Here is a 22,709-nt window from a genome sequence, read left to right on the forward strand (position 1 = left end):
GGGAGAGCTAAAAGGCTGTTCTTCCTTCCCGCCATGCGCCGCCCCATTCTCATTCCCTGGCCGCGCCCGGCGCTTATCGCAAAATGCCGATAGCCAATCCTTCCCCACGCTCAGAGTCCGTCTATGCAGGAAACTAAACTCGCCGAATTCAAGAACAAGAAGCCGCCGGAGCTGATCGCTTACGCCGAATCGCTCGAGGTCGAAAACGCCAGCGTCATGCGCAAGCAGGAACTGATGTTTGCGATTCTCAAGAAGCTGGCCGGCCAGGATATCGAGATCATCGGTGACGGTGTCGTCGAAGTGTTGCAGGACGGTTTTGGCTTCCTGCGTTCGGCCAACGCCAATTATCTTCCGGGTCCGGACGATATCTACATTTCACCTTCCCAGATCAGGCGCTTTTCGCTGAAGACCGGCGATACGGTCGAGGGCCCGATCCGCAGCCCCAAGGAGGGCGAGCGCTATTTCGCGCTGCTAAAGGTCAACACGATCAATTTCGACGATCCCGAAAAGATCCGTCACAAGATCCACTTCGACAACCTGACGCCGCTGTACCCGACGTCGCGGCTCAAGATGGAAGTCGAGAACCCGACGACAAAGGACATCTCGCCCCGCGTCATCGACCTGGTGGCGCCGCTGGGCAAGGGCCAGCGCGCCCTGATCGTGGCGCAGCCGCGTACCGGCAAGACCGTGCTGCTGCAGAACATCGCGCACTCGATCACCACCAACCATCCCGAGTGCTACCTGATCGTGCTTCTGATCGACGAGCGTCCGGAAGAAGTGACCGACATGCAGCGCTCGGTGAAGGGTGAGGTGGTGTCGTCGACCTTCGACGAGCCGGCCGTTCGCCACGTCCAGGTTGCTGAAATGGTCATCGAGAAGGCCAAGCGCCTGGTCGAACATGGCCGCGACGTCGTCATCCTGCTCGATTCGATCACCCGTCTCGGCCGCGCCTACAACACCGTCGTGCCGTCATCCGGCAAGGTTCTGACCGGCGGCGTCGACGCCAACGCCTTGCAGCGTCCGAAGCGCTTCTTCGGCGCTGCCCGTAACATCGAAGAAGGCGGTTCGCTGACCATCATCGCTACGGCGCTGATCGACACCGGCAGCCGCATGGACGAAGTCATCTTCGAAGAGTTCAAGGGCACCGGCAACTCGGAAATTGTGCTCGACCGCAAGGTCGCCGACAAGCGCATCTATCCGGCGATGGACATCCTCAAGTCCGGCACCCGCAAGGAAGACCTGCTCGTCCAGCGCCAGGACCTGCAGAAGATCTTCGTGCTGCGCCGTATCCTAGCGCCGATGGGCACCACCGATGCGATCGAGTTCCTCATCGACAAGCTCAAGCAGACCAAGACCAACGCCGACTTCTTCGATTCGATGAACACCTGACCTGTTCAGCGACGGCGAAGGGCTTCTTCGAGCTTTTCGGGATCGTCGATAACAGGCAGACAGATGAGGCCGGTGCAGAGATATGCACCGGCCTTTTTCGTATCCGGCAGGATGTCCCCCGGCAGTTTGGCGCGGGTCACGTCGTCGCCAACGTTGACGAAGATGTCGACGCGGCGCGGGTCGGGGTTCCGATTCGCTACCGAAACAAGCCTTGAGTTCGTCGGATCCACGACGACGATCAGCTTCGAAGGCTCGAGCGCCAATACACTCGCATTGACGATGCCTGCCTGGCCGTATTGCTGGTTCTGGATCCGGCCGGCGGCGTGCTCGGCGATCGTCCAGGCGCGTTGCTGCAGGTCGATGTCGCCGGTGACATTGGCGAGCCGCACCACCGCTTCCATGATCTGGCTGGTTGCTGACGGGATCGCCTCATCGATGTCGCCGCGGATACGCATTGGCACGTCGGTGCTGTCAGAAGCGGTGAGATAGTGCCCCGTCTTGTCGGCATCGGCATGCCAGGTCTCGAGTATGTCGAGAAAACGCGCGCCGCCCTCCAGGTATCGCGTGTCCCTGGTGGCTTCGAACAGCGAAACGGCAGCGTTGATCATGGCGGCATAATCGCTCGACAGCGCCGGATAGAGCCGCTTTTCGCCCAGGCAGGAATGGGGCAGCCGGCCGTCTGGATTGGCCGAAGCCAGAATTGCGTCGAATGCCGCCTTCGCTGCCGCTATCCAATCGCTGCGTTCGAGGCTTCGTCCTGCCTCGGCAAGGGCAACGATCGTCAGGCCGTTCCAATCCGTCAGCGCCTTGTCGTCGCGGCCGGGCCGAACGCGCTTCTCGCGCGCCTCGAGCAGCCGGGCCAGGAGCCCGGAGACTAGGCGGCGCGCCTCGGCCGACTGAACGGTCTGCGCCTCTGTCTGGTGGATAATGGGGTCCCCTTCCCAAGAATCCGGCTTGCTGAGCGTGAAGTGGTTGAAAAACAAGGACGAATCGTCACCGAGAATGGCTTCTATGTCGTGTCTCGTCCAGGTGTAGAACAGGCCTTCTTCACCTTCACTGTCGGCGTCAAGGCTGGAGGCGAACGTTCCGTCGGGCAGCTGCATTTCCCGCATCAGCCAGGCGACGGTGTCTTCGATTCGTATCCGAAACAGTTCGTTTCCGGTGGCGGCATAGGACCAGTTGGCCTGACGGATCATCTGCGCATTGTCGTACAGCATCTTCTCGAAATGCGGCACCAGCCATTGTGCGTCGGTGGAATAGCGCGCCAGGCCACCACCGACATGGTCATAGATGCCGCCAGTGAGCATGCGCGCCATGGTTTCCGTGACCGCATCGCGATGCTCCTGGTTGTCCGAGCGGAGCCAGGACAGCCACAGGGTCTGCATGAAGGGCGCGTTCGGGAATTTTGGCGCTCCGCGGAGCCCACCTAATTGGCGGTCGATCATGTCGTAGATGCCTGATGCAAGTGTCCGGGCAGTGTCGGTCGACAATTGCCCGGGCGCGCTGCTGCCACCGAGGCGCTTGCTGACATGCTGCGCAAGGTCTGACGCACTTTGCAGGATGCTGGCGCGTTTGCCGCGCCATGCCGCATCGACGGCGTTGAGTACCTGGATGACGCCCGGACGCCCGTAGCGCGCCTCACGCGGAAAATAGGTCCCGCCCCAGAATGGCTTGGCGTCCGGCGTGAGAAACATCGTCAGCGGCCAGCCGCCTTGCTCGCCCATGCTGGCGAGCGCTGCCATGTAGATCTGGTCGATGTCGGGCCGCTCCTCGCGGTCGACCTTGATGTTAACGAAGAGCCGGTTCATGACCTCAGCAACTTCGGCATTCTCGAAGCTTTCGTGCGCCATGACATGGCACCAATGGCAGGCGGCATAACCGACGGAGAGCAAGATGGGCCTGTCCAGCTCTACGGCTTCCGCCAGAGCCGCAGGTGACCACGGGCGCCAGTGCACCGGATTGTCGCCATGCTGGCGCAGGTAAGGGCTGCCTTCGTCACGAAGCAAATTGTCTTGCGGAAGCATGCGCGATCAGTCCGAAACAGTGGTAATACCGCCCAACCTAGGGCGCTTCCGTGAGACCGGCAAATGCTATTCACAGATTCCATCGCTGCACTTTCCAGCGGCCACTTACCATCCGGCGTGGCAATCATACGCATTTCGGGGCCGCATGTTCGATTCGCCATCGAAACGATTGGCGGTTCTCTCCCGAAAGCGCGCTTGGCTCACTACGGCCCATTGCATGCGTCTGACGGCAGGCGGATCGATCAGGCGCTGACGCTGTTTTTCCCTGGTCCGAACAGCTTTACCGGCGAAGACTGCGGCGAGTTCCAGGTGCATGGTGGCCGGGCGGTCGTGGCGACGTTGCTTACCGAAATTTCCGGGTTGCCGGGCTTTCGCCAAGCCGAGGCGGGCGAATTCACGCGACGCGCTTTTCTTAACGGCAAGATCGACCTCCTGGAGGCGGAGGCGCTCGCCGACCTGGTTAACGCGGAGACAGAAGCGCAGCGCCAATTCGCCGTGTTGAACTCCGGCGGCGTGCAGAGCGAACTCTATCTCGGATGGCGCAAGCGCCTGATCCACGCGCGGGCAATGATCGAAGCGGAGATGGACTTTGCCGACGAGGCCGATGTGCCGGGATCGGTGTCGTCCCAGGTCTGGCGCGATGTCGGATTGCTGATCGAGGAGATCCAACGCCACATCGACAGCTATGGTAAGGCCGAGATGATCCGTGACGGCTTTGACGTTGTCATCCTGGGTGCGCCGAATGCCGGGAAGTCGAGCCTGCTCAATTCATTGTTGCGCCGGGAGGCGGCAATCGTGACTGACGAGGCGGGCACTACGCGCGACCTCGTCGAAGCAGTTTTGGATCTCGATGGCCTGAAGGTTCGGATCACCGATACGGCGGGTTTGCGTGAGCCGGCCGGTAAGGTCGAGGCCATTGGCATCGAACGTGCCAGGGAGCGGGCAAAAGGCGCAGATTTGGTGGTCTTGTTGGAGGACATGTCTTCGCCGGGCGAGGAGCTCGACGTGCCCTCTGGAATTCGCACCGTCAGAGTTGGCAACAAACTGGACCTGGCCACCGGGCCGGCAGCCGATCGCTACGCTGCGACGATCTCCACCAAGTCCGGCGAAGGTATCGACAGTCTTCTCAAAATTATCAGCGAAATGGCTGGCGAAGCCGTAGGACAACGCGGCGACGTCCTTCCCTCGCGTTTGAGGCATGTCGAATTGCTGCAGGAAGCGTCCGGATACCTGGGGTCCGCACTGACGATCCAGAATTCGCTTCTGGAGTTGAAGGCCGAGAATCTGCGGCTGGCGAGCGACAGGATAGGCAAGCTGTCCGGCGCAGTCGACGTTGAAGACCTGTTGGACGTGATTTTCTCCCAATTCTGCATCGGCAAGTGATTCACGTGAAACATTTTGGCGGGGGATTGTGCTGATTCACGTGAACCATCGGCGTTGACTCCCGCTCGCGCGGCCAGGTTGTTTCACGTGAAACCACCACTCCAGCGATTCTCTTGACATGAGGCGGAGATGGGGACATCTGTCACGGCAAATGTTTCCTGGAGACTCTGATGCGTGAAAGCTACGACGTCGTCGTGGTGGGCGGAGGCCATGCCGGTTGCGAAGCGGCGTCTGCAGCCGCACGTGCCGGTACCAAGACCGCGCTCGTGACCCTTCGCCACGATACGATCGGCACCATGTCGTGCAATCCGGCGATCGGCGGATTGGGCAAGGGCCATCTTGTCCGCGAGATCGACGCCATGGACGGGCTGATGGGCCGTGCTGCCGATGCCGCGGGCATCCAGTTTCGTCTGCTCAACCGGCGCAAGGGCCCGGCCGTGCGCGGTCCGCGCACCCAGGCCGATCGAAAACTCTACAGGCTGGCGATGCAGGATGCCATCGCAGCCCAGCCGAATCTTACTGTTGTCGAGGCGGAAGTCTCTGATTTCATTATAGATAATGACCGTGTTACGGCTGTCGTTCTCGGTGACGGACGTGCGCTGGCCTGTGCGGCGGTCGTCCTGACAACGGGTACTTTCTTGCGCGGGCTTATCCATATCGGTGAACGCAAGTTCGCGGCCGGCCGCATGAACGAGCAGGCCTCGATGGGCCTGTCGGAAACTCTGAAACGCGCCGGGCTACGACTCGGCCGTCTGAAGACAGGCACGCCGCCGCGTCTCGATGGCCGGACGATCGACTGGGCGTCGCTGGAGACGCAGGCAGCAGACTCCGATCCAGTGCCGTTCTCGTTGCTCACCGACAGGATCACCAACCCGCAGATCGAATGCGGCATCACACGTACGACCGAGGCGACGCACCAGATCATCCGGGAGAATCTCGGCCGCTCGGCGATGTATTCCGGTTCGATCGAAGGTATTGGGCCACGTTACTGCCCGTCGATCGAGGACAAGATCGTCAAGTTCGGCGACCGTGAGGGTCACCAGATCTTCCTTGAGCCGGAAGGTCTCGACGACGACACCGTCTATCCCAACGGCATCTCGACCTCGCTGCCCGAAGATGTGCAGCTCGATATCCTGAAATCGATACCAGGGCTTGAGCGTGCGGTCATGCTGCAGCCGGGCTATGCGATCGAATACGACCATATCGACCCGCGCGAACTGGAAGCGACGCTTGAAACGAAGCGCGTCGGGGGACTTTTCCTCGCCGGCCAGATAAATGGGACGACCGGATATGAAGAAGCGGGTGCGCAGGGTCTGCTTGCAGGCATCAACGCGGCCCGTCTCGCGGGCAACAGCGAGCAGGTGATTCTGAGCCGTAGCCAGGCCTATATCGGTGTGATGGTCGATGATCTGATCAGCCGCGGTATCAGTGAGCCCTATCGCATGTTCACCTCGCGGGCCGAGTTCCGGCTTTCGTTGCGTGCCGACAATGCCGACGAGCGACTGACGCCTCTGGCAATCGAGTTCGGCATTGCATCCGAAGAGCGTGAAGCGCGGTTTGGCGAAATGACTGCGCGTGTCGATGCTGCCCGTGCGCTGATCAAGTCGCATATCTTGTCGCCCAACGAAGCGCGACGCCATGGCATCGAAGTGAATCTCGACGGCGTCAAGCGCTCGCTTTATGAGCTTCTGGCTTACCCCAATATTGACCTCAACCAACTTGTTAAGATCTTGCCGGAACTGGCGTCGATTGATGCCAAGACTACCGAAGCCATTGAAACTGAAGCGAAATACGCCGTCTATCTTGACCGACAGAAGGCCGATGCGGCACTGATGTTGAAGGAAGAGGAGAGGGTCATCCCCGAAACGCTTGATTTTGAGTCGGTTCCCGGGCTTTCGAATGAATTGCGCCAGAAGATGCGGACGCGTCGCCCGCGCTCTCTGGCTGAAGCACAACGAATCGACGGCATGACGCCGGCGGCGCTGGCAATTATTCTTTCCCACGTCCGAAATGCCGAGGCGCTGGCGCGCAGGGGTGCCGCTTGAAACAGCACGCATATGACAGGTTGCAAGACGTCGCAGGTCCCGTTTCACGTGAAACATTCGACAAGCTGATTGCCTTCGAGACTGTGTTCCGCAAGTGGGCGCAGCGCATCAATCTCGTGGCGCCGTCTACGCTCCAGGACGCTTGGGAGCGGCATATTCTCGACAGCGCCCAGGTCGTACGGCTAGGCGGCGAAGCCACCCAATGGCTCGACATCGGCTCTGGCGGCGGCTTTCCCGGCTTGATCATAGCTACGATGATTGCGGGGCGGGCAGGGGCATCCATTGATCTGGTCGAGAGCAACCGCAAGAAAGCCGGCTTCCTGCAGGCGGTGACCGGAGAACTCAGCCTGCCGGCGCGGGTTCATGCCAAGCGCATCGAGGACGTGCACGGCGTGATTCGCGCTCCCGAAGTACTGAGTGCCCGGGCACTGGCGCCGCTGCCATTGCTGCTCAAACTGTCGGCGCCCTGGCTCGAGGCCGGCACCACAGCACTTTTCCACAAAGGCCGGGATTACCGCCAGGAGATCGAAGATAGCGCTCTCCAGTGGGGATTCGATCTGGTAGAACACCCAAGCCTGACCGACACGCAGGGGGTCATCCTCGAGATTCGGAACCTGCGTCGCATCTGATCGCGACGCCATGTGACGAGACGGAAAACAGCAGTCGAGCCATGAAGATCACACCAAGAATCATTACAGTTGCCAATCAGAAGGGCGGCGTCGGCAAGACCACGACGGCCATCAATCTGGCGACGGCACTTGCCGCCATCGGCGAGCGCGTGCTCATCATCGACCTTGACCCCCAAGGAAACGCCAGCACCGGTCTCGGCATCGATCGCAAGGATCGCAGCGTGTCGTCTTATGACGTGCTGACCGGCGAACTGGAGATCGAGCAGGCGGCCATGGAAACAGCCGTGCCGGGCCTGTCGCTCATTCCATCGACGCTGGATTTGCTCGGCATCGAAATGGAAATCGCCTCGGCGCCCGATCGCGTGCTCAAGCTGCGCAATGCCCTGCGGGCATCCTCGGAGCGGTCGGCAGGCTACAGCTACGTGCTGATCGACTGCCCGCCGTCGCTCAATCTGTTGACGCTGAATTCGATGGCGGCAGCCGACTCCGTTCTCGTGCCGCTGCAGTGCGAATTCTTTGCGCTTGAGGGCTTGAGCCAGTTGCTTGAGACCGTGGATCAGGTGCGCCGGTCGATCAATCCCGACCTGACCATCCAGGGCATCGTGCTGACGATGTTCGACGGCCGCAACAATCTGGCGAACCAGGTGGTCGAAGACGTGCGTGCGCATATGGGCGAGAAGGTCTACGACACGGTCATCCCGCGCAACGTGCGCATCTCGGAAGCGCCTTCCTATGGCAAGCCGGCGATCCTCTACGACCTCAAGTGCTCAGGCAGCCAAGCCTATCTGCAGCTCGCCTCTGAAGTGATCAGGCGCGAACGTAAACTCCGGGCCGCGTAAATCGATTCGGACTCGAAACAAGCTGGGTTAGACATGAACGAAGACCTTTCCAGAAAGCGCCTTGGGCGAGGACTTGCCGCACTGATCGGCGAAATGGACAAGCCGGTTGTTCCCGAAAAGCCCGCAGCGCTAGCCGATGGACGGGTACCGATCGAATTCGTCAGTCCGAACCCGCGCAATCCGCGGCGCCATTTCGGCGAGGCCGAATTGGCCGACTTGGCGCAGTCGATCCGCGAGCATGGCCTGGTGCAGCCGGTCGTCGTGCGGCCCGCCGCCCAGTCAGGGCGCTATGAAATCATCGCTGGCGAGCGTCGCTGGCGCGCAGCCCAGCGCGCAGGGGTCAACGAGATTCCGGTCATTGTCCGTGACGTCAATGACCGGACGGCGCTTGAACTCGCCATCATCGAAAACGTGCAGCGCTCCGATCTCAACGCCATCGAAGAGGCGATGGGCTACCAGCAGCTGATCGACGACCACAGCTACACCCAAGCCGATCTCGGCCAGGTCATCGGCAAGAGCCGCAGCCATGTCGCCAATACGCTGCGGCTGCTCAAGCTGCCGGACGTGGTGCGCGACATGCTGATCAATGGCGAATTGTCCGCCGGCCACGCGCGCGCCCTGATCACTGCCCAGGACCCGGCCGGTCTGGCCAAGCGGATCGTTGAAGAAGGCCTGTCGGTGCGCCAGGCGGAGGCTCTGGCCCAGCTTCCGGCGGACGCCGTAATGGAGAAGCAGCCGGCACGTCCGGTCGAGAAGGATCCGGACACGATCGCACTGGAAAAGCTGCTCACCGACGTCGTCGGCATGAAAATTTCGATCGCTCACAAGGAAAAGGGCGGCGAGCTGCGCATCAGCTACCGCTCGCTCGAACAGCTGGACGATCTATGCCGCCGCCTGAAGAGCGAACGTATCTAATTGATTCGATTGATTCTTATTCTGCGAACGCCGGCTTCTTAGCCGGCGTTCCGCTTTCAACGCCGTCCGCCGGCCAAGCGTGCACCTTCGACGGCGATGCCCAGCATCGCTTGCCTGGCCAGGGCAATGGCGAGGTCCGGTCGACGTCGCGTCTGCAAGGTTGTTGACTGCAGCCGCACAAGCGCGCGGCTCAGCGCCGCCGCAGTCCAGCCTGCCAGCGCGCGCTCGACTGCACGGCGACGGGCGAAGAACACCGGCGGCCGCGCGGCTGCTATCACGGCTGCGGCGTTGCGGCTGCCCGATTCCATTTCGCCGCGCATCAAATGGATGTTTTGCAGGTGGCGGGTCGCAGTTGCCAGCAACTGGGCTGCCTGGCTGCCGGTCTGGCACTGTTTGGTGAAGGCCGCGTCGAACTCGGCGATGTTGCCGCCAAGGGCGGCGTCGATGGCATCGTCGAGAGAAAGCGCGGAGACATCGCCGGTCATCGCCTTGACGTCGTCGAGGCTGATTTCGCCGCGGCCCATGGCGTAGAGCGTGAGCTTCTGAACTTCGCCGCGCGTCGCCAGGCGGTCGCCACCGAGGCTGCGGCGCAGCGCATTGCGGGCATCCATCGCCATCGTCAGGCCGGCGGCACGCAACTCTTCGTCGATAAGGGTCTCGATATCGCGCGCCTCGTCGCCGTAGCAGGGCAGGGCCATGCCGGCAAAAGCGCCCTCGACCACGGTGCGCAGCGGTGCGCCTTTCTTGAGGTCCTGGGCCTCGATCAATACGATCGCATCGCGCGGCGGATCGGCGACGAGGGCCTTGACGTCGTCGGCCAAGCTCTTCTGGGCGGCTGCGTTGCGCACCCAGATCAGGCGTCGCGGCGCAAACATCGGAACGGTCCGCGCTTCGTCGACGAGGCGGCCGCTGTCGCGTTCGACGTCGGCGGCGTCGAGCTTCACCACCGAGAACGGATCGTCGAGAGGAAGGCCGGTCTTGGCGGCAAAGGCTGCAGCACGTTCGGACACGAGACCGCGATCAGGACCGTAGATCAGCACGATCACCGCTTCGGCTGCGGGGCGTGCGAGCCAGGAATCGACCTCGTGAGCTTTCTTCTGCGCCATGCCGCCCTGTTAGCACAGGCCTTCGGGCTGCCGCAGCATTTTTGTCCGCGCTCTAGTCGTCGTCGACCAGGATACGTTCGGCTGCGCCATCCATGTCGTCGTACTGGCCGCTGTGCAACGACCAGAGAAACGCCGCAAGCCCGAGTCCGCCGAGGAGAAGTGCGACGGGGAGCAGGAACAACAGACCGGTCATGATGCCATTGCCTCCTTGGTTGGAAAGGGTTGCCCCTGACCGGCGGCAGGCCTTGGTGACCTGGTCTTGCCGGTGCCGAGCCGCAATCCATTGGCGATGACAATAACTGAAGACCCCGACATTGCCAGAGCCGCAACCAGCGGGGTGACGTAGCCGAGCAGGGCAATCGGCACGGCGACGGCATTGTAGACGATAGCCAGCATGAGATTCTGCCGGATCAGGCGGCTTGCTTCCCTCGATGTCGCCAGCGCCAGCGGGATTGCCGACAGGCTTTCGCGCAGGAAGACGAAGTCGGCGGCACTGCGGCCGATATCGGCAGCACTGGCCGGAGCCATGGAGACATGCGCCGCAGCCAGCGCCGGGGCGTCGTTGAGCCCGTCACCAACCATCATCACCTTGCGGCCCTCGGCCTTGAGCGCCTCAAGCCGGGCGACCTTGCCATTGGGCAGCACGCCCGAAGAGAACTGGTCGATGCCCAAGGATGCGGCGACTGATGCCACCGCATCCGGCCGGTCGCCGGAAACGATCTCGATCGCCAGGCCCCTGTCGCGCAGCGCGGAAACGGCGGCCATAGCGTCGGCGCGCAGCCGGTCCTCGAAGATGAACTCGGCGAGGCCGGTACCGTTCTTCGACAGTACCGTGCCGGCGGCGGTGTTCGCCTCGTCGAGCGCCCAGGCGGCACGGCCCAGACGGTAGGTGTCGGTGCCGCTCCTGGCTTCGAGCCCGAAGCCGGGAATTTCTTCAACCGCGTCGAATGCCCATTCCTTTGCCGGCATTTCAACCGGGATTTCTGCCAGAGCGCGCGAGATCGGGTGACGCGAATGCCGGCCGATAGCTGCTGCCAGCGCTAGTGCATCAGGCGACATCTCGTTGGCATTGACCAGCCGTGGCATGCCGAGCGTCAGCGTGCCGGTCTTGTCGAAGACGACGGTGTCGACCTCGGCCAGCCGCTCCATTGCTGAGCCGTCTTTAACCATGATGCCGTTCTCGAAAAGGCGCCGCGCGGCGGCCACTTGCACGATCGGCACCGCAAGGCCCAGCGCGCAGGGGCAGGTGATGATCAGCACGGCAATGGCGATGGTGATGGCCTGGTGCCAGTTGCCTGCTGCGACCATCCAGCCGATGAAGGTCAGGAACGCGGTCAAATGCAGGATAGGGGCGTACAGCGCGGCCGCCCGGTCGGCGACGCGGCGATAGCCGCCGCGGCCGCTCTCGGCGGCTTCCATCAGCCGCATTATCTCGGCGAGGAACGAATCCTGTGCCGCCGCGGTTGCTTCGATGGTCAGCGGGCCGGTGAGATTGAGCGTGCCGGCGCGCAGCGCGGCACCGGCCTCGACGGCGACAGGATCGCTTTCGCCCGAGACGATGGCGCAGTCCAGCTCGGAGCGGCCCTTGAGCACCCTGGCGTCAACAGGCACGCGTTCGCCGGCCGACAGCAGGATGTGGGTGCCCGGCTTGATGTCGCTGACCGGCAGATAGGCGCTGCTGCCGTCGGGGTTGAGCACGGTCGCGCCGCGGGCGGCGAACCGGGCCAGGCCCTTGACGGCGACGCGGGCACGCTCGCGCATGACGTGGTCCAGCGTGCGGCCAATCAGCAGGAAGAACAGCAGCGAGGCCGAGGCGTCGAAATAGGCGTGCGGGCCGCTGTTGGCGGTATCATACAGGCTCATGCTGTAGGCGAGCAGGATGCCGATGGAGATTGGCACGTCCATGTTGGTGCGGCCGTTGCGCAGTGCGCCCCAGGCGGAACGGAAGAAGATGCGGCCGGCATAAGCGAGTGCCGGCAGGGCGATCAGTGCCGAGATCCAATGGAACAGGTCACGCGTGGCATCGGTTGCACCTGACCATACCGAGACCGACAGCAGCATGATGTTGCCGGCGGCGAAACCGGCGATGCCCAAGCCGCGGATGAGTTCGGCAAGCGTCTCGTCCTTGTCGTCGGCGCCTTGCTCGAAGAGATGGCCTTCATAGCCCAGCCGCCCAAGCGCCTCGGCGATGTCGGGTGCGCCGGCATCCTCGCGCCAGCGCACCGAGACACGCTTGGTCGAAAGGTTGACGCGCGCATGGTCGACGCCGTCGAGGCGGCCGAGGGCGGCTTCGATATTGGTCATGCAGGCGCCGCAATGCACGCCGGGAACGGAGAGGTCGGTCTGACGCATGCCGCCGGGCAGGGTGCGGCTGGACAGCGCCAGTTCTTCGCGCGACGGCCCCCTGGCGGCAGCCGAGGGCAGGCTGAGGGCGGCATCGGCGTCAGGACCACAGCAGTTCATTTCACCGCTCCATTGGCCACGACGATCCGGCGTGCTTCCTGGTAGGGCGCCCCGACTGTCGTCATTGCCTCTGTATTGACGATCCAGATGCCGTCGCGGACGGCAGCCTTCGCCGAAAAGGTGCCATCGGCCTTGCGAGCGAGCGTTACCTTCCAGTCCTCGGCCTCGTAGGCGGGGCGGCGGAAGGAGGTGGTGACGTTCTCGGCTCGAACAGGCGTGCCTGACGCATCGACAAGGTTGTAGCGGATCTCGCCATCGACGATCGTCAGCGTGCCCTTCCAGCCGAGTGCCGCCTGGGCGCGGGATGCTGCGACGCGCTCATTGAACTGCTGGCTGGCGACATAGGTGTTCTGGACGACAAGGCCAGTCCAGCTGGTGTTGGCGAAGGTCGCCATCAGCAGGTTGACCGCGATGATGACGCCGAAGAAGGCGACCATGATCGCCAGCATGTGCCAGCCGGTGAACTGCCTGGGCTGACCGGCGCGAGAGTTCATTTGCCTGCCTCCGGGACGTTGAAGTTAGCAACATAGGAGTCGGCTTCGGAACTTGCCTTGTCCTCGACGATGAACTTGAAGCTCTGGCCCTCGGCCAGGCTTTCGCGCGGCAAGCGGACATAGACCCTGATCGTCTTGAGCCTGTCCGGCTCGGCCTCGACCGCGACCGAACGGCCCTCCGGCAGGTCCATGCCGACCACGGTCATCATCGCTTCCGGCAGGCCCTCCATGCGAAGCACGATGGTGCGCGGCTCAGGCACCATGTTGAGCAGCTTGACGGTGTAGCCGTTGCGGATCGAGCCGTCGGCCAGGCGCACGAATTGCGGATTGCGGTCCTGCAGCACGTTGACCTCCAGCCGGTCGCGGCTGAGCAGGGCAACGAGCAAAGCAACACCGATCAAGCTCCAGGCGCCGGCATAGATCAGGGTGCGCAGCCGGAAGATGCGGCCAAGGCGGAAATGGGCGATCGCCGCATTGAGCCTGCCCTCGGAATTGCGCACCCGCTTGGGGTCGATCGTGGCCGTGACCGGATCGGTGGCGATCGCCATGTTCGACTGGTAGTCGGCAAGCGTCGCATACGAAATCAGGCCGCGTTCCTTGCCGATCTTGTCCATGACGCTGTCGCAGGCATCGATGCAGAGCGCACAGGTGATGCATTCGAGCTGCTGGCCGTCGCGGATGTCTATGCCCATCGGGCAGACCGCCACGCAGGCGTTGCAGTCGACGCAATCGCCGACCGAAAGGCCTTCGGCGGCAGCCTTCTTGGCATGGCGCGAGCGCGGCTCGCCGCGCCAGTCGTTGTAGGTGACGGTCAGCGAGTTTTCGTCGAGCATCGCCGCCTGGATGCGCGGCCACGGGCACATGTAGGTGCAGACCTGCTCGCGCATCAGGCCGCCGAAGACATAGGTGGTGGCGGTGAGAATGGCGACCGTCATGTAGGCGACCGGCGCTGCCTGGCCGGTGACGAAGTCGCCCAGCAATCTGGGCGCGTCGGCGAAGTAGAAGATCCAGGCGCCGCCGGTGGCCACCGCGATGACGAGCCAGATGGCGTGCTTGAGTGTGCGCTTGGCCAGTTTTGCCGCCGACATCGGCGCTGCGTCGAGCTTGATGCGGGCGTTGCGGTCACCTTCGATGCCGCGCTCGACGACCAAGAACAGATCGACCCAGACGGTTTGCGGGCAGGTGTAGCCGCACCAGGCGCGGCCGACGGTGGAGGTGACGAGGAACAGGCCGATGCCGGCCATCACCAGCAGCCCGGCGACGTAGAAGAATTCCTGCGGCCAGATCTCGATGGCGAAGAAGTAGAAGCGGCGATTGGCGATGTCGAGCAGAACCGCCTGGTCGGGCGCATACGGACCGCGGTCCCAGCGGATCCATGGCGTCAGGTAGTAGATGCCGAGCGTGATCAGCATGATCAGCCATTTGAACTGGCGGAATCGACCGGAAGCGCGCTTGGGAAAGACCTTCTTGCGCGCGCTGTACAGAGGTTGGCGGGTCTTGGCGGAGTTGACCGCCTCTACCTCGAGCCTCTCGACTTCGGTCTCGTCAAGCATCTAAGTCTCCTGCAACCCATCACCGGGGTTGGCCTGTTATGCCCGGCCGGCTGAAGTCCGGCCTTGACCCAGGTCAATCCCCGGGTCTTTGCGCGTCGAGGCCCGGCATTGCTGCCGAGCCTCTCCCCCGCCCTTCGTCCATCACCCCACGGCGATGGAGGGTTATTCGCCGCCGCCGAGCGAATGGACGAAGATGGCAAGCTCCTTGACCTTCACGTCGCCCAGTCGCTCGCCCCAGGCGGGCATGGCGCCGTGCTTGGGGTGGCGTACCTGCTGGGCGATGGCGGCCTGTCCCGAGGCATAGAGCGCGATGGCGTCGGTCAGGTCGGGCGCGCCCATTTCCTTGCTGCCCTTGGCGTCCTCGCCATGGCAGGCGGCACAATTGTCGGCGAATACCTGGGCACCGGCGGGCACCAGGTCGGGCGTGTCGGCCAGACCCTCGAGGCTGGCGACATAGGCCGCGACCTCGTTGATCTGCTGCGGCTCGAGAACCTCGGCGAAAGCCGGCATCTCCGAGACATGCGTTTCCTCGTCGCCGGCAAAGCGGACGCCGTGCGCGATGGTCTGGTAGATCTGGTCGATGTTGCCGCCCCACAGCCATTCGTCGTCGTTCAGGTTGGGAAAGCCTGGCGAGCCCTGCGCACCAGAGCCGTGGCACTGGATGCAGTTGACCTTGAAGGCTGCCGAACCGGCGGCGGTGGCGAACTGCCTGAGCTCCGGGTCGGCCAGGATATCGCCGACGCTCTTCGCGCTGACTGCCTCGACATAGGCGCTCTTGGCCTCTTCGGCGGCGGCGAGCTCGTTCTTGACGTCGACGCGGCTTGAATAGCCCAGCAGGCCGGTCGTCGCGGTGCTGATCATCGGCCAGGCCGGATAGGCGATGCTGTAGGCAACCGCCCAAACGATGGTGGCGTAGAAGGTCCACAGCCACCAGCGCGGCATCGGATTGTTGAGTTCCTGGATGCCGTCCCATTCATGTCCGGTGGTCTCGACGCCGGACAGTTCGTCGATTTGCTTTTCGCTCACAGATCAGTCCTCCTTGAGCGGAATTTGTGCGGCCCGTTCGGCCGCTTCGCGGCTGCCCGGGCGAAGCGCGAAGATCACGGCGCCGATGAAGAAGACGGTCATCGCCAGCAGCCCCCAGCTGTCGGCGAATTGTCGCAACGTGGTGTAGTCCATGACAGATCTCCTAGCGGTAGCCGGCGGCTGCGTCGTAGGTCGAGAAATCGACCAGCGTGCCAAGCATCTGCAGATAGGCGACCAGCGCATCCATTTCGGTCAGTGCCGCCGGGTTGCCGTCGAAGTCGCCGAGCTTGGCCTTGGGGTAGCGGGCCAGGACGCCCGAGGTGTCGGCGTTCGGGTCGGCCTGCGCCTTGATGTCGGCCTCGGCGCTGGCGATCATCTCGTCGCTGTAGGGCACGCCGACGCGGCGGTTGGCCGTCAGGTCGTAGCTGATCGTGTTGACCGCAAGCGGCGTCTCCTTGAGAAAGGCGTAGCTCGGCATCACCGATTCCGGCACCACCGAACGCGGTTCGATCAGGTGCTGGACGTGCCATTCGTTGGAGTAGCGGTCGCCGACGCGGGCAAGGTCGGGGCCGGTGCGCTTCGATCCCCACTGGAAGGGATGGTCGTACATCGACTCGGCAGCCAGGCTGTAGTGGCCGTAGCGCTCCACCTCGTCGCGAAACGGCCGGATCATCTGGCTGTGGCAGGTGTAGCAGCCCTCGCGGATGTAGATGTTGCGGCCGGCCAGCTCCAGCGGCGAGTAGGGACGCATGCCCTCGACTTTCTCGATGGTGTTCTCGAGATAGAAGAGAGGCGTGATCTGGACCAGGCCGCCGATACTGACGACCAGCAGCGTGCCGACCAGCAGGAGCGTCGCGTTCTTCTCGATGGTCTTGTGTTTGTCGAGCAGTGCCATGTCGGGCTCCTTACTGGGCAGGCTGGAGTGCAGGGGCCGCGCCGGGCAGCGGTTCTTCCTGGCGCACGTGGCCGCGGATGGTCATGAAGACGTTCCAGGCCATGACGAGGGCGCCGGCGAGGAACATCAGGCCGCCGATGGTGCGGACGATGTAGTAGGGGACCATGGCAGCGACGCTTTCGGCGAAGGAATAGACCAGGAAGCCCTGCTCGTCGTATTCGCGCCACATCAGGCCCTGGCTGATGCCGGCAACCCACATGACGGCGGCGTAGACGACGATGCCGAGGGTGGCGAGCCAGAAGTGCCAGGTGACCAGGCGCATCGAGTAGAGTCGCTCGCGGCCCCACAGGCGCGGCACCAGGAAGTAGATGGCGCCGAAGGTGATCATGCCGTTCCAGCCGAGCGCGCCGGAGTGCACGTGGCCGATGGTCCATTCGGTGTAGTGGCTGAGCGAGTTGACCGCCTTGATCGACATCATCGGGCCTTCGAAAGTCGACATGCCGTAGAAGGCGATGGCCACCACCATCATGCGGATGATCGGATCGGTGCGGATCTTGTCCCAGGCGCCGGACAGCGTCATCAGGCCGTTGATCATGCCGCCCCAGGAGGGCATCCACAGCATGATCGAGAACACCATGCCGAGCGTCTGCGCCCAGTCGGGCAGGGCGGTGTAATGCAGGTGGTGTGGGCCGGCCCAGATGTAGAGGAAGATCAGCGACCAGAAGTGGATGATCGACAGCCGGTAGGAATAGACCGGGCGCTCGGCCTGCTTGGGCACGAAATAGTACATCATGCCGAGGAAGCCGGCGGTCAGGAAGAAGCCGACGGCGTTATGGCCGTACCACCACTGCGTCAGCGCATCCTGCACGCCCGAGAACAGCGAATAGCTCTTCGAACCGAGGAAGGACGCCGGCACCGCCAGGTTGTTGACGATGTGCAGCATGGCGATGGTGACGATGAAGGCTAGGTAGAACCAGTTGGCCACATAGATATGCGGCTCCTTGCGGTTCAGGATCGTGCCGAGGAAGACGATGAGGTAGGCGACCCAGACGACGGTCAGGAAGATGTCGACATACCATTCCGGCTCGGCATATTCGCGGCTCTGGGTGATGCCCAGGAGATAGCCGGTGGCTGCCATGACGATGAACAGCTGGTAGCCCCAGAACACGTACCAGGCGAGATTGCCGCCGAAGAGGCGTGCGCGCGACGTGCGCTGGACCACGTAGAACGAGGTGGCGATCAGCGCGTTGCCGCCGAAGGCGAAGATCACGGCCGAGGTATGCAGCGGGCGCAGGCGCCCGAAGTTCAGCCACGGCTCGATGTTGAGGTCGGGGAAGGCAAGCTGTGCCGCGACGATGACGCCAACGAGAAAGCCGGTCACGCCCCAGAAGACGGTGGCGATGACGCCGTAGCGGATCGGCCCGTCCATGTAGGCTGACTTGTCCTCGGCCAGGATGTCGACCGGCGCATAGCTGCTGGTGCGCATCAGGACGATGACGCTCGCGGTAAGCACGAAGAACAGCACCCACATATGGGCGCCGAACTGGCTGTCCTTGGCGAAGGCGGCGCCGAGCAAGGCGGCAAAGGCCGCCAATGCCAGCAGGATTGTTTCCATTGCGTATTTCATGAGCGATCCCCGACGGTAGCTGGGCGCCGAAAGCTCGCGTCGGCACCAGACGGCACACATCCATGACAATTGCCCACCCTGCCTTGATCTGGATCAAGGTCAAGCGCCGCCGGGCAGACCAGCCTTGGGCCAATGAGGAACTTTCAAACAAGATGAATGCGCGCTCGGAAATGAAGGCCGGATCGGAGGATGCCGCTCTACTTGACGCGATCGCGGCCATACAGCGCGCGCACGCGGAAATGCTTGCGCTGTGCGACAGGCTGGAGGAAATCGCCGATTCCCTGCCCAACGAGATCGACCGACGCAGTTGCGTGCTCGCGGCAAGAGCCCTCGGGCCCGCGATGGTCAAGGTCCATCGCTTCGAGGAGCAGCGGCTCCATTCGCAGTTCGCCGCGCGCCTGGCGCATAGTGGCGAGGCACGCGAGACGGTCGAGCGGCTCAAGAACGAGCATTTCGAGGATGAAGGCTATGCCGCCGAGCTGCGCGATGCCCTGCGTGCGACGGCACGCGGCGGCCGGGCGGAAAACCCGGAGACGCTGGGCTTCATGCTGCGCGGGTTCTTCGGGGCATTGCGAAGGCACATCGCCTTCGAGCGTGACCATGTGCTCCCGGTGCTGTCGTCCGGCGACTGAGCCGAGCGATCAGACGTTGGCGCGACGTTCCAGCCTGGCGACGTCGAAGACGGTGATGTGGCGGTTGTTTTCGACGGCGATCAGGCCGTCCTTGCGCAGCTTGGTCAGCTGCCGGCTGACGGTCTCGATGGTCAGGCCCAGGAAGTCGGCGATGTCAGCACGGGTTAGCGGCAGGTCGAAGCTGATCTCTCCGCTGATTTCTGCTTCGGGATCGCTGTGGCGGGCAATGAGATGCAGGAAGGATGCGACCCGCTCGGAGGCGGTCTTGCGCCCAAGCATCAGCATCCAGTCCCGGGCTTCGTCGAGTTCGTTGAGGGCCTGAAGGTGCAGCCGGTGACTGAGTTCAGGCGCCTGTTCGATCATCCGGTCGAGTGACTTCTTGGGGAAGGCGCAGACGCGTACCGGGGTCGCCGCCTCGGCGGTGATCGAGCTCTCGTGCTTGAACGGACGGCCAAGGAAATCGGGTGCGAACTGCAGGCCGACGATCTGCTGGCGGCCGTCGGGCAGGGTCTTGGTCAGCTTCACCACGCCGGCGAGCACATTGGCATAGCTGTCGATGGTGTCGGCGTCCGACACCAGCACCGTGCCCGGATCGACCTTGCGCTTGGTCGTGTGGCGGCTGAGCTCGACCAACTGATCGGTGGTCAGCGCACCGCAGACGCCGCGATGCCGTGCCTCACAGGAGCGGCACAGCGCGGGTATCTCAGAATTGTGAATGTCCTGGCGGATGGTCATCGCATCGTCCGGCGTCTGATTTGCTCAATCTAGGGATCGCGGGGGGTAAAAGGAACCGTGTCATTGTGTCTCCCGCCCTGGCTTTCTTGATCCAGGTCAAGGTGTTGCCGCTGCGTCCGTCCGATGCTGGGCCATTGACGGAGATGACCATGGACAGAAGCCTCGTTGAAAAATACGCAAGCCCGGTGCCGCGGTATACAAGTTATCCCACCGCCCCGCATTTCGGCGCCGATGTGTCGACCTCGACCTATAGCGACTGGCTGCGGGCGCTGCCGAAGGGCGCGTCAGCGTCGCTCTATGTCCACATCCCCTATTGCGACCGGCTGTGCTGGTTCTGCGCCTGCCATACCAAGCAGACGCGACAATATGATCCGGTCGCGCGCTACCTCAAGGCGCTCGACGCCGAGATCGACAGCATCGCCGCTCTCGCCGGCAACAGGCTGCGCGTGACGGCGCTGCATTTCGGCGGCGGCTCGCCGACCTTGCTCCAGGCCGACGACATCCTGGCCCTGGGCGGCAGGCTGCGCGACAGCTTCGCCTTTGCGCCCGACGCCGAGATCAGCGTCGAGATGGACCCCAACGACATGGACGAGGCGCGGTTCGACGCGCTGGCCGCCATCGGCATGACGCGCGCCAGCCTCGGCGTCCAGGATTTCGACGAGCGCGTGCAGCAGGCGATCAACCGCGAGCAGACGTTCGAACAGACAAAATGGGTCGTCGATGCCGTCAGGGCCCGCGGCGTACATTCGGTCAATCTCGATATGCTCTACGGGCTGCCGCACCAGACGCTGGCTTCGATCGAAGCGACCACCGAAAAGGTGCTGTCGCTCAGGCCGGACCGCATCGCCCTGTTCGGCTATGCCCATGTGCCTTGGATGAAGAAACACCAGACCATGATCGACGAGGCGCTGCTGCCCGACGCGGCCGCACGGCTGGAGCAGGCCGAGGCGGCGAGCCGCCTGATCCTCGCGGCCGGCTATGAGCCCGTCGGCATGGACCATTTCGCCCTGCCCGAAGACAGCCTTGCGGTTGCCACGCGCTCGGGCACGCTGCGGCGGAACTTCCAGGGCTACACCACCGACCAGGCCGACGCGCTTCTCGGGCTTGGTGCCTCGTCCATCGGGCTGTTGCCGCAGGGCTATGTCCAGAACATGCCGGCGACCGGCGAATACGAGCGCCGCGTGCTGGCCGGCGGCCTGGCCACCGTGCGCGGGGTGGCGCTGTCCGATGCCGACCGCATGCGCGCCTGGGTCATAGAGCGGCTGATGTGCGACTTTTCCGTCTCCCGCTGCGAACTGCTTTCACGCTTTGGCGAGCCGGCCCGTGCGGTGATCGCCGAGGCCGAATTGCTGGTCGTCAACGACCGAAACGGCATCTTTGCCCGTGCCGGCAACCGATTTGTCGTCACCGAACGCGGCAAGCCCTTCGTCCGCTCGATCTCCGCCCATTTCGACGCCTATCTCGGCCGGGGAACGGCGCGCCATTCCGTCGCCGTCTGATCGCAAAGTGGTATTGGTGCGCCACGCCGAATTCCTGTATCTACGCCGTTCAAAGCGGGCGGCGAACAGGAACGGACCGTATGAAGCTCACGGTATTTGGAATCGGCTATGTCGGTCTTGTGCAGGCGGCGGTGCTGGCCGAGGTCGGGCATGACGTCGTCTGCGTCGACGTCGATGCGGCCAAGGTCGAGCGGCTGAACCAGGGGTTCGTGCCGATCTTCGAGCCGGGGCTGGAGGCCCTGGTGCGCGACAACCATGCGGCGGGCCGCATCGTCTTCACCACGGATGCGGTGCTGGCCGTGCGTCACGGCGAGATCCAGATGATTGCGGTCGGCACGCCGCCGGGCGAGGACGGCTCGGCCGATCTCAAATATGTCCTGGCCGTGGCCGAGACGATCGGCCGCGAGATGGTCGAACCCAAGATCGTCGTCGGCAAGTCGACCGTGCCGGTCGGCACCGCCGACAAGGTACGAGCGGCGATCGCTTCGGCGCTGAAGACGCGCGGCCGCGAGGAGCTTGCCTTCGATGTGGTCTCCAATCCGGAGTTCCTCAAGGAGGGTTCGGCGGTCGCCGACTGCATGAAGCCCGACCGCATCATCGTCGGCACCGAAAGCGAGGCCGCCGAGGCGGTGATGCGCGAGCTCTATGCGCCGTTCAACCGCAACCACGAGAAGATGATCGTGATGGACGTGCGCTCGGCCGAGTTCACCAAATATGCCGCCAACTGCATGCTGGCGACCAAGATCAGCTTCATGAACGAGATGGCCAACCTGGCCGAGCTGCTCGGCGCCGACATCGAGGAGGTGCGCAAGGGCATCGGCTCGGACCCGCGCATCGGCTACCACTTCATCTATCCCGGCCTGGGCTATGGCGGCTCGTGTTTTCCCAAGGACGTGCGCGCGCTGATCCGCACCGCCGACGATGTCGGCTTCGAGCCGGTGCTGCTGAAGTCGGTCGAAGAGCGCAACAACGCCCAGAAGGCGGTGCTGTTCGACAAGCTCAAGGGTCACTTCAACGGCGATCTCGCGGGCAAGACGTTTGCGCTGTGGGGGCTGGCGTTCAAGCCCAACACCGACGACATGCGCGAGGCCCCGGCGCGGGTCCTGATGGAGGCGCTGTGGGCCGCGGGCGCCAGGGTCCAGGCCTACGATCCCGAGGCGATGAACGAGGCGCAGCAGATCTACGGCCAGCGCGACGACCTCCTGCTCTGCGGCACCAAGGAGGCGGCGCTGCGCGGGGCAGACGCACTGCTGATCGCCACCGAGTGGAAGAACTTCCGGGCGCCGTCCTTCGAGACGATCAGGCAGGCGCTGTCGACGCCCGTCATCTTCGACGGCCGCAATCTTTACGACCCCGCGGTCGTCGCCCGCCACGGCCTCCAGTACGTCTCAATCGGGCGGAAGGCAGCCTAGCATTACCAACGGAAAAGGCCCGCGCGAGCGGGCCTTTTTCATT

Annotated in this window: 20 protein-coding genes; 9 read left to right on the forward strand and 11 right to left on the reverse strand. The window is 63.5% G+C overall.

Annotation, left to right across the window (positions count from 1 at the left end; genetic code table 11):
• Positions 1-123 precede the first annotated feature (123 nt).
• Positions 124-1,389 carry a transcription termination factor Rho gene (gene rho, locus CO731_RS04680; RefSeq protein WP_055981803.1) on the forward strand — a complete coding sequence of 422 codons (1,266 nt, stop codon included), beginning with the start codon at positions 124-126 and terminating at the stop codon, positions 1,387-1,389.
• Between the two features lie 5 nt (positions 1,390-1,394).
• Here the strand turns inward: rho and CO731_RS04685 are convergent, their stop codons facing one another.
• Positions 1,395-3,413: a thioredoxin domain-containing protein gene (locus CO731_RS04685; protein ID WP_108606161.1), complete on the reverse strand. Its 2,019-nt coding sequence runs from the start codon at positions 3,411-3,413 to the stop codon at positions 1,395-1,397.
• Positions 3,414-3,476: 63 nt separating this feature from the next.
• On the opposite strand from CO731_RS04685, the gene mnmE reads away from it, so the two are divergent.
• The 5 genes from mnmE to CO731_RS04710 all read left to right on the forward strand — a co-directional run bounded on the left by mnmE (position 3,477) and on the right by CO731_RS04710 (position 9,224).
• A complete protein-coding gene (gene mnmE / locus CO731_RS04690; RefSeq protein ID WP_108606162.1) occupies positions 3,477-4,796 on the forward strand; it encodes a tRNA uridine-5-carboxymethylaminomethyl(34) synthesis GTPase MnmE in 1,320 nt (439 codons plus the stop codon).
• 170 nt (positions 4,797-4,966) lie between these two features.
• Positions 4,967-6,841 carry a tRNA uridine-5-carboxymethylaminomethyl(34) synthesis enzyme MnmG gene (gene mnmG, locus CO731_RS04695; protein WP_108606163.1) on the forward strand — a complete coding sequence of 625 codons (1,875 nt, stop codon included), beginning with the start codon at positions 4,967-4,969 and terminating at the stop codon, positions 6,839-6,841.
• Positions 6,838-7,470 (forward strand): 16S rRNA (guanine(527)-N(7))-methyltransferase RsmG, encoded by a 633-nt coding sequence (rsmG, locus tag CO731_RS04700; protein ID WP_199914560.1) that lies wholly within the window; start codon positions 6,838-6,840, stop codon positions 7,468-7,470. Before mnmG ends, rsmG begins: the two co-directional genes overlap by 4 nt.
• A 41-nt stretch (positions 7,471-7,511) precedes the next feature.
• The gene (locus CO731_RS04705) at positions 7,512-8,309 is read left to right on the forward strand and encodes a ParA family protein (protein ID WP_108606164.1); all 798 of its coding nucleotides are present in this window, start codon (positions 7,512-7,514) and stop codon (positions 8,307-8,309) included.
• Positions 8,310-8,342: 33 nt separating this feature from the next.
• Positions 8,343-9,224, forward strand: coding sequence for a ParB/RepB/Spo0J family partition protein (locus tag CO731_RS04710; protein ID WP_108606165.1), 882 nt, complete (start codon positions 8,343-8,345; stop codon positions 9,222-9,224).
• Between the two features lie 56 nt (positions 9,225-9,280).
• On the opposite strand, the gene holA is transcribed toward CO731_RS04710, so the two are convergent.
• The 9 genes from holA to ccoN all read right to left on the reverse strand — a co-directional run bounded on the left by holA (position 9,281) and on the right by ccoN (position 18,388).
• A complete protein-coding gene (gene holA, locus CO731_RS04715; RefSeq protein ID WP_108606166.1) occupies positions 9,281-10,330 on the reverse strand; it encodes a DNA polymerase III subunit delta in 1,050 nt (349 codons plus the stop codon).
• A 52-nt stretch (positions 10,331-10,382) separates the two neighbouring features.
• Positions 10,383-10,523 (reverse strand): cbb3-type cytochrome oxidase assembly protein CcoS, encoded by a 141-nt coding sequence (gene ccoS, locus CO731_RS04720; RefSeq protein WP_108606167.1) that lies wholly within the window; start codon positions 10,521-10,523, stop codon positions 10,383-10,385.
• Complete coding sequence (locus CO731_RS04725; protein WP_108606168.1) at positions 10,520-12,793, reverse strand: cation-translocating P-type ATPase; 2,274 nt, start codon at positions 12,791-12,793, stop codon at positions 10,520-10,522. The genes ccoS and CO731_RS04725 overlap by 4 nt, the downstream gene beginning before the upstream one ends.
• Complete coding sequence (locus CO731_RS04730) at positions 12,790-13,287, reverse strand: FixH family protein (RefSeq protein ID WP_108606169.1); 498 nt, start codon at positions 13,285-13,287, stop codon at positions 12,790-12,792. The genes CO731_RS04725 and CO731_RS04730 overlap by 4 nt, the downstream gene beginning before the upstream one ends.
• The gene (ccoG, locus tag CO731_RS04735) at positions 13,284-14,840 is read right to left on the reverse strand and encodes a cytochrome c oxidase accessory protein CcoG (protein ID WP_108606170.1); all 1,557 of its coding nucleotides are present in this window, start codon (positions 14,838-14,840) and stop codon (positions 13,284-13,286) included. The genes CO731_RS04730 and ccoG overlap by 4 nt, the downstream gene beginning before the upstream one ends.
• A 162-nt stretch (positions 14,841-15,002) precedes the next feature.
• Positions 15,003-15,866, reverse strand: coding sequence for a cytochrome-c oxidase, cbb3-type subunit III (gene ccoP, locus CO731_RS04740; protein WP_108606171.1), 864 nt, complete (start codon positions 15,864-15,866; stop codon positions 15,003-15,005).
• A 3-nt stretch (positions 15,867-15,869) separates the two neighbouring features.
• Positions 15,870-16,019 (reverse strand): cbb3-type cytochrome c oxidase subunit 3, encoded by a 150-nt coding sequence (locus CO731_RS04745; protein ID WP_108606172.1) that lies wholly within the window; start codon positions 16,017-16,019, stop codon positions 15,870-15,872.
• A 10-nt stretch (positions 16,020-16,029) separates the two neighbouring features.
• The gene (gene ccoO / locus CO731_RS04750; protein ID WP_108606173.1) at positions 16,030-16,761 is read right to left on the reverse strand and encodes a cytochrome-c oxidase, cbb3-type subunit II; all 732 of its coding nucleotides are present in this window, start codon (positions 16,759-16,761) and stop codon (positions 16,030-16,032) included.
• A gap of 10 nt (positions 16,762-16,771) precedes the next feature.
• Positions 16,772-18,388: a cytochrome-c oxidase, cbb3-type subunit I gene (ccoN, locus tag CO731_RS04755; RefSeq protein ID WP_108606174.1), complete on the reverse strand. Its 1,617-nt coding sequence runs from the start codon at positions 18,386-18,388 to the stop codon at positions 16,772-16,774.
• Between the two features lie 62 nt (positions 18,389-18,450).
• Here ccoN and CO731_RS04760 point away from each other — a divergent pair, with 62 nt between their 5' ends.
• Positions 18,451-19,020: a hemerythrin domain-containing protein gene (locus CO731_RS04760; protein WP_245439623.1), complete on the forward strand. Its 570-nt coding sequence runs from the start codon at positions 18,451-18,453 to the stop codon at positions 19,018-19,020.
• Between the two features lie 9 nt (positions 19,021-19,029).
• On the opposite strand, the gene CO731_RS04765 is transcribed toward CO731_RS04760, so the two are convergent.
• The gene (locus CO731_RS04765) at positions 19,030-19,755 is read right to left on the reverse strand and encodes a Crp/Fnr family transcriptional regulator (RefSeq protein WP_108606175.1); all 726 of its coding nucleotides are present in this window, start codon (positions 19,753-19,755) and stop codon (positions 19,030-19,032) included.
• Between the two features lie 149 nt (positions 19,756-19,904).
• Between CO731_RS04765 and hemN the strand changes: the two genes are divergently transcribed.
• Both hemN and CO731_RS04775 read left to right on the forward strand, forming a co-directional pair.
• Positions 19,905-21,254: an oxygen-independent coproporphyrinogen III oxidase gene (hemN, locus tag CO731_RS04770; protein ID WP_108609624.1), complete on the forward strand. Its 1,350-nt coding sequence runs from the start codon at positions 19,905-19,907 to the stop codon at positions 21,252-21,254.
• A gap of 80 nt (positions 21,255-21,334) precedes the next feature.
• Positions 21,335-22,666 (forward strand): UDP-glucose/GDP-mannose dehydrogenase family protein, encoded by a 1,332-nt coding sequence (locus tag CO731_RS04775; RefSeq protein ID WP_108679416.1) that lies wholly within the window; start codon positions 21,335-21,337, stop codon positions 22,664-22,666.
• Positions 22,667-22,709: the final 43 nt, after the last annotated feature.

Origin of the sequence: Aminobacter sp. MSH1 (assembly GCF_003071665.1) — a bacterium.
GTDB lineage: Bacteria > Pseudomonadota > Alphaproteobacteria > Rhizobiales > Rhizobiaceae > Aminobacter > Aminobacter niigataensis.

Excerpts from the sequence above, each read along its gene's own strand:
- CO731_RS04760 (WP_245439623.1), top strand. The coding sequence starts at position 18,451 with ATGACAATTGCCCACCCTGCCTTGATCTGGATCAAGGTCAAGCGCCGC.
- CO731_RS04775 (WP_108679416.1), top strand. The coding sequence starts at position 21,335 with ATGAAGCTCACGGTATTTGGAATCGGCTATGTCGGTCTTGTGCAGGCG.
- hemN (WP_108609624.1), top strand. The coding sequence starts at position 19,905 with ATGGACAGAAGCCTCGTTGAAAAATACGCAAGCCCGGTGCCGCGGTAT.
- ccoS (WP_108606167.1), bottom strand. The coding sequence starts at position 10,523 with ATGACCGGTCTGTTGTTCCTGCTCCCCGTCGCACTTCTCCTCGGCGGA.
- CO731_RS04710 (WP_108606165.1), top strand. The coding sequence starts at position 8,343 with ATGAACGAAGACCTTTCCAGAAAGCGCCTTGGGCGAGGACTTGCCGCA.
- CO731_RS04705 (WP_108606164.1), top strand. The coding sequence starts at position 7,512 with ATGAAGATCACACCAAGAATCATTACAGTTGCCAATCAGAAGGGCGGC.
- mnmE (WP_108606162.1), top strand. The coding sequence starts at position 3,477 with ATGCTATTCACAGATTCCATCGCTGCACTTTCCAGCGGCCACTTACCA.
- holA (WP_108606166.1), bottom strand. The coding sequence starts at position 10,330 with ATGGCGCAGAAGAAAGCTCACGAGGTCGATTCCTGGCTCGCACGCCCC.
- ccoN (WP_108606174.1), bottom strand. The coding sequence starts at position 18,388 with ATGAAATACGCAATGGAAACAATCCTGCTGGCATTGGCGGCCTTTGCC.
- rho (WP_055981803.1), top strand. The coding sequence starts at position 124 with ATGCAGGAAACTAAACTCGCCGAATTCAAGAACAAGAAGCCGCCGGAG.
- CO731_RS04725 (WP_108606168.1), bottom strand. The coding sequence starts at position 12,793 with ATGAACTGCTGTGGTCCTGACGCCGATGCCGCCCTCAGCCTGCCCTCG.
- CO731_RS04685 (WP_108606161.1), bottom strand. The coding sequence starts at position 3,413 with ATGCTTCCGCAAGACAATTTGCTTCGTGACGAAGGCAGCCCTTACCTG.
- ccoO (WP_108606173.1), bottom strand. The coding sequence starts at position 16,761 with ATGGCACTGCTCGACAAACACAAGACCATCGAGAAGAACGCGACGCTC.
- ccoG (WP_108606170.1), bottom strand. The coding sequence starts at position 14,840 with ATGCTTGACGAGACCGAAGTCGAGAGGCTCGAGGTAGAGGCGGTCAAC.
- CO731_RS04765 (WP_108606175.1), bottom strand. The coding sequence starts at position 19,755 with ATGACCATCCGCCAGGACATTCACAATTCTGAGATACCCGCGCTGTGC.
- CO731_RS04745 (WP_108606172.1), bottom strand. The coding sequence starts at position 16,019 with ATGGACTACACCACGTTGCGACAATTCGCCGACAGCTGGGGGCTGCTG.
- CO731_RS04730 (WP_108606169.1), bottom strand. The coding sequence starts at position 13,287 with ATGAACTCTCGCGCCGGTCAGCCCAGGCAGTTCACCGGCTGGCACATG.
- mnmG (WP_108606163.1), top strand. The coding sequence starts at position 4,967 with ATGCGTGAAAGCTACGACGTCGTCGTGGTGGGCGGAGGCCATGCCGGT.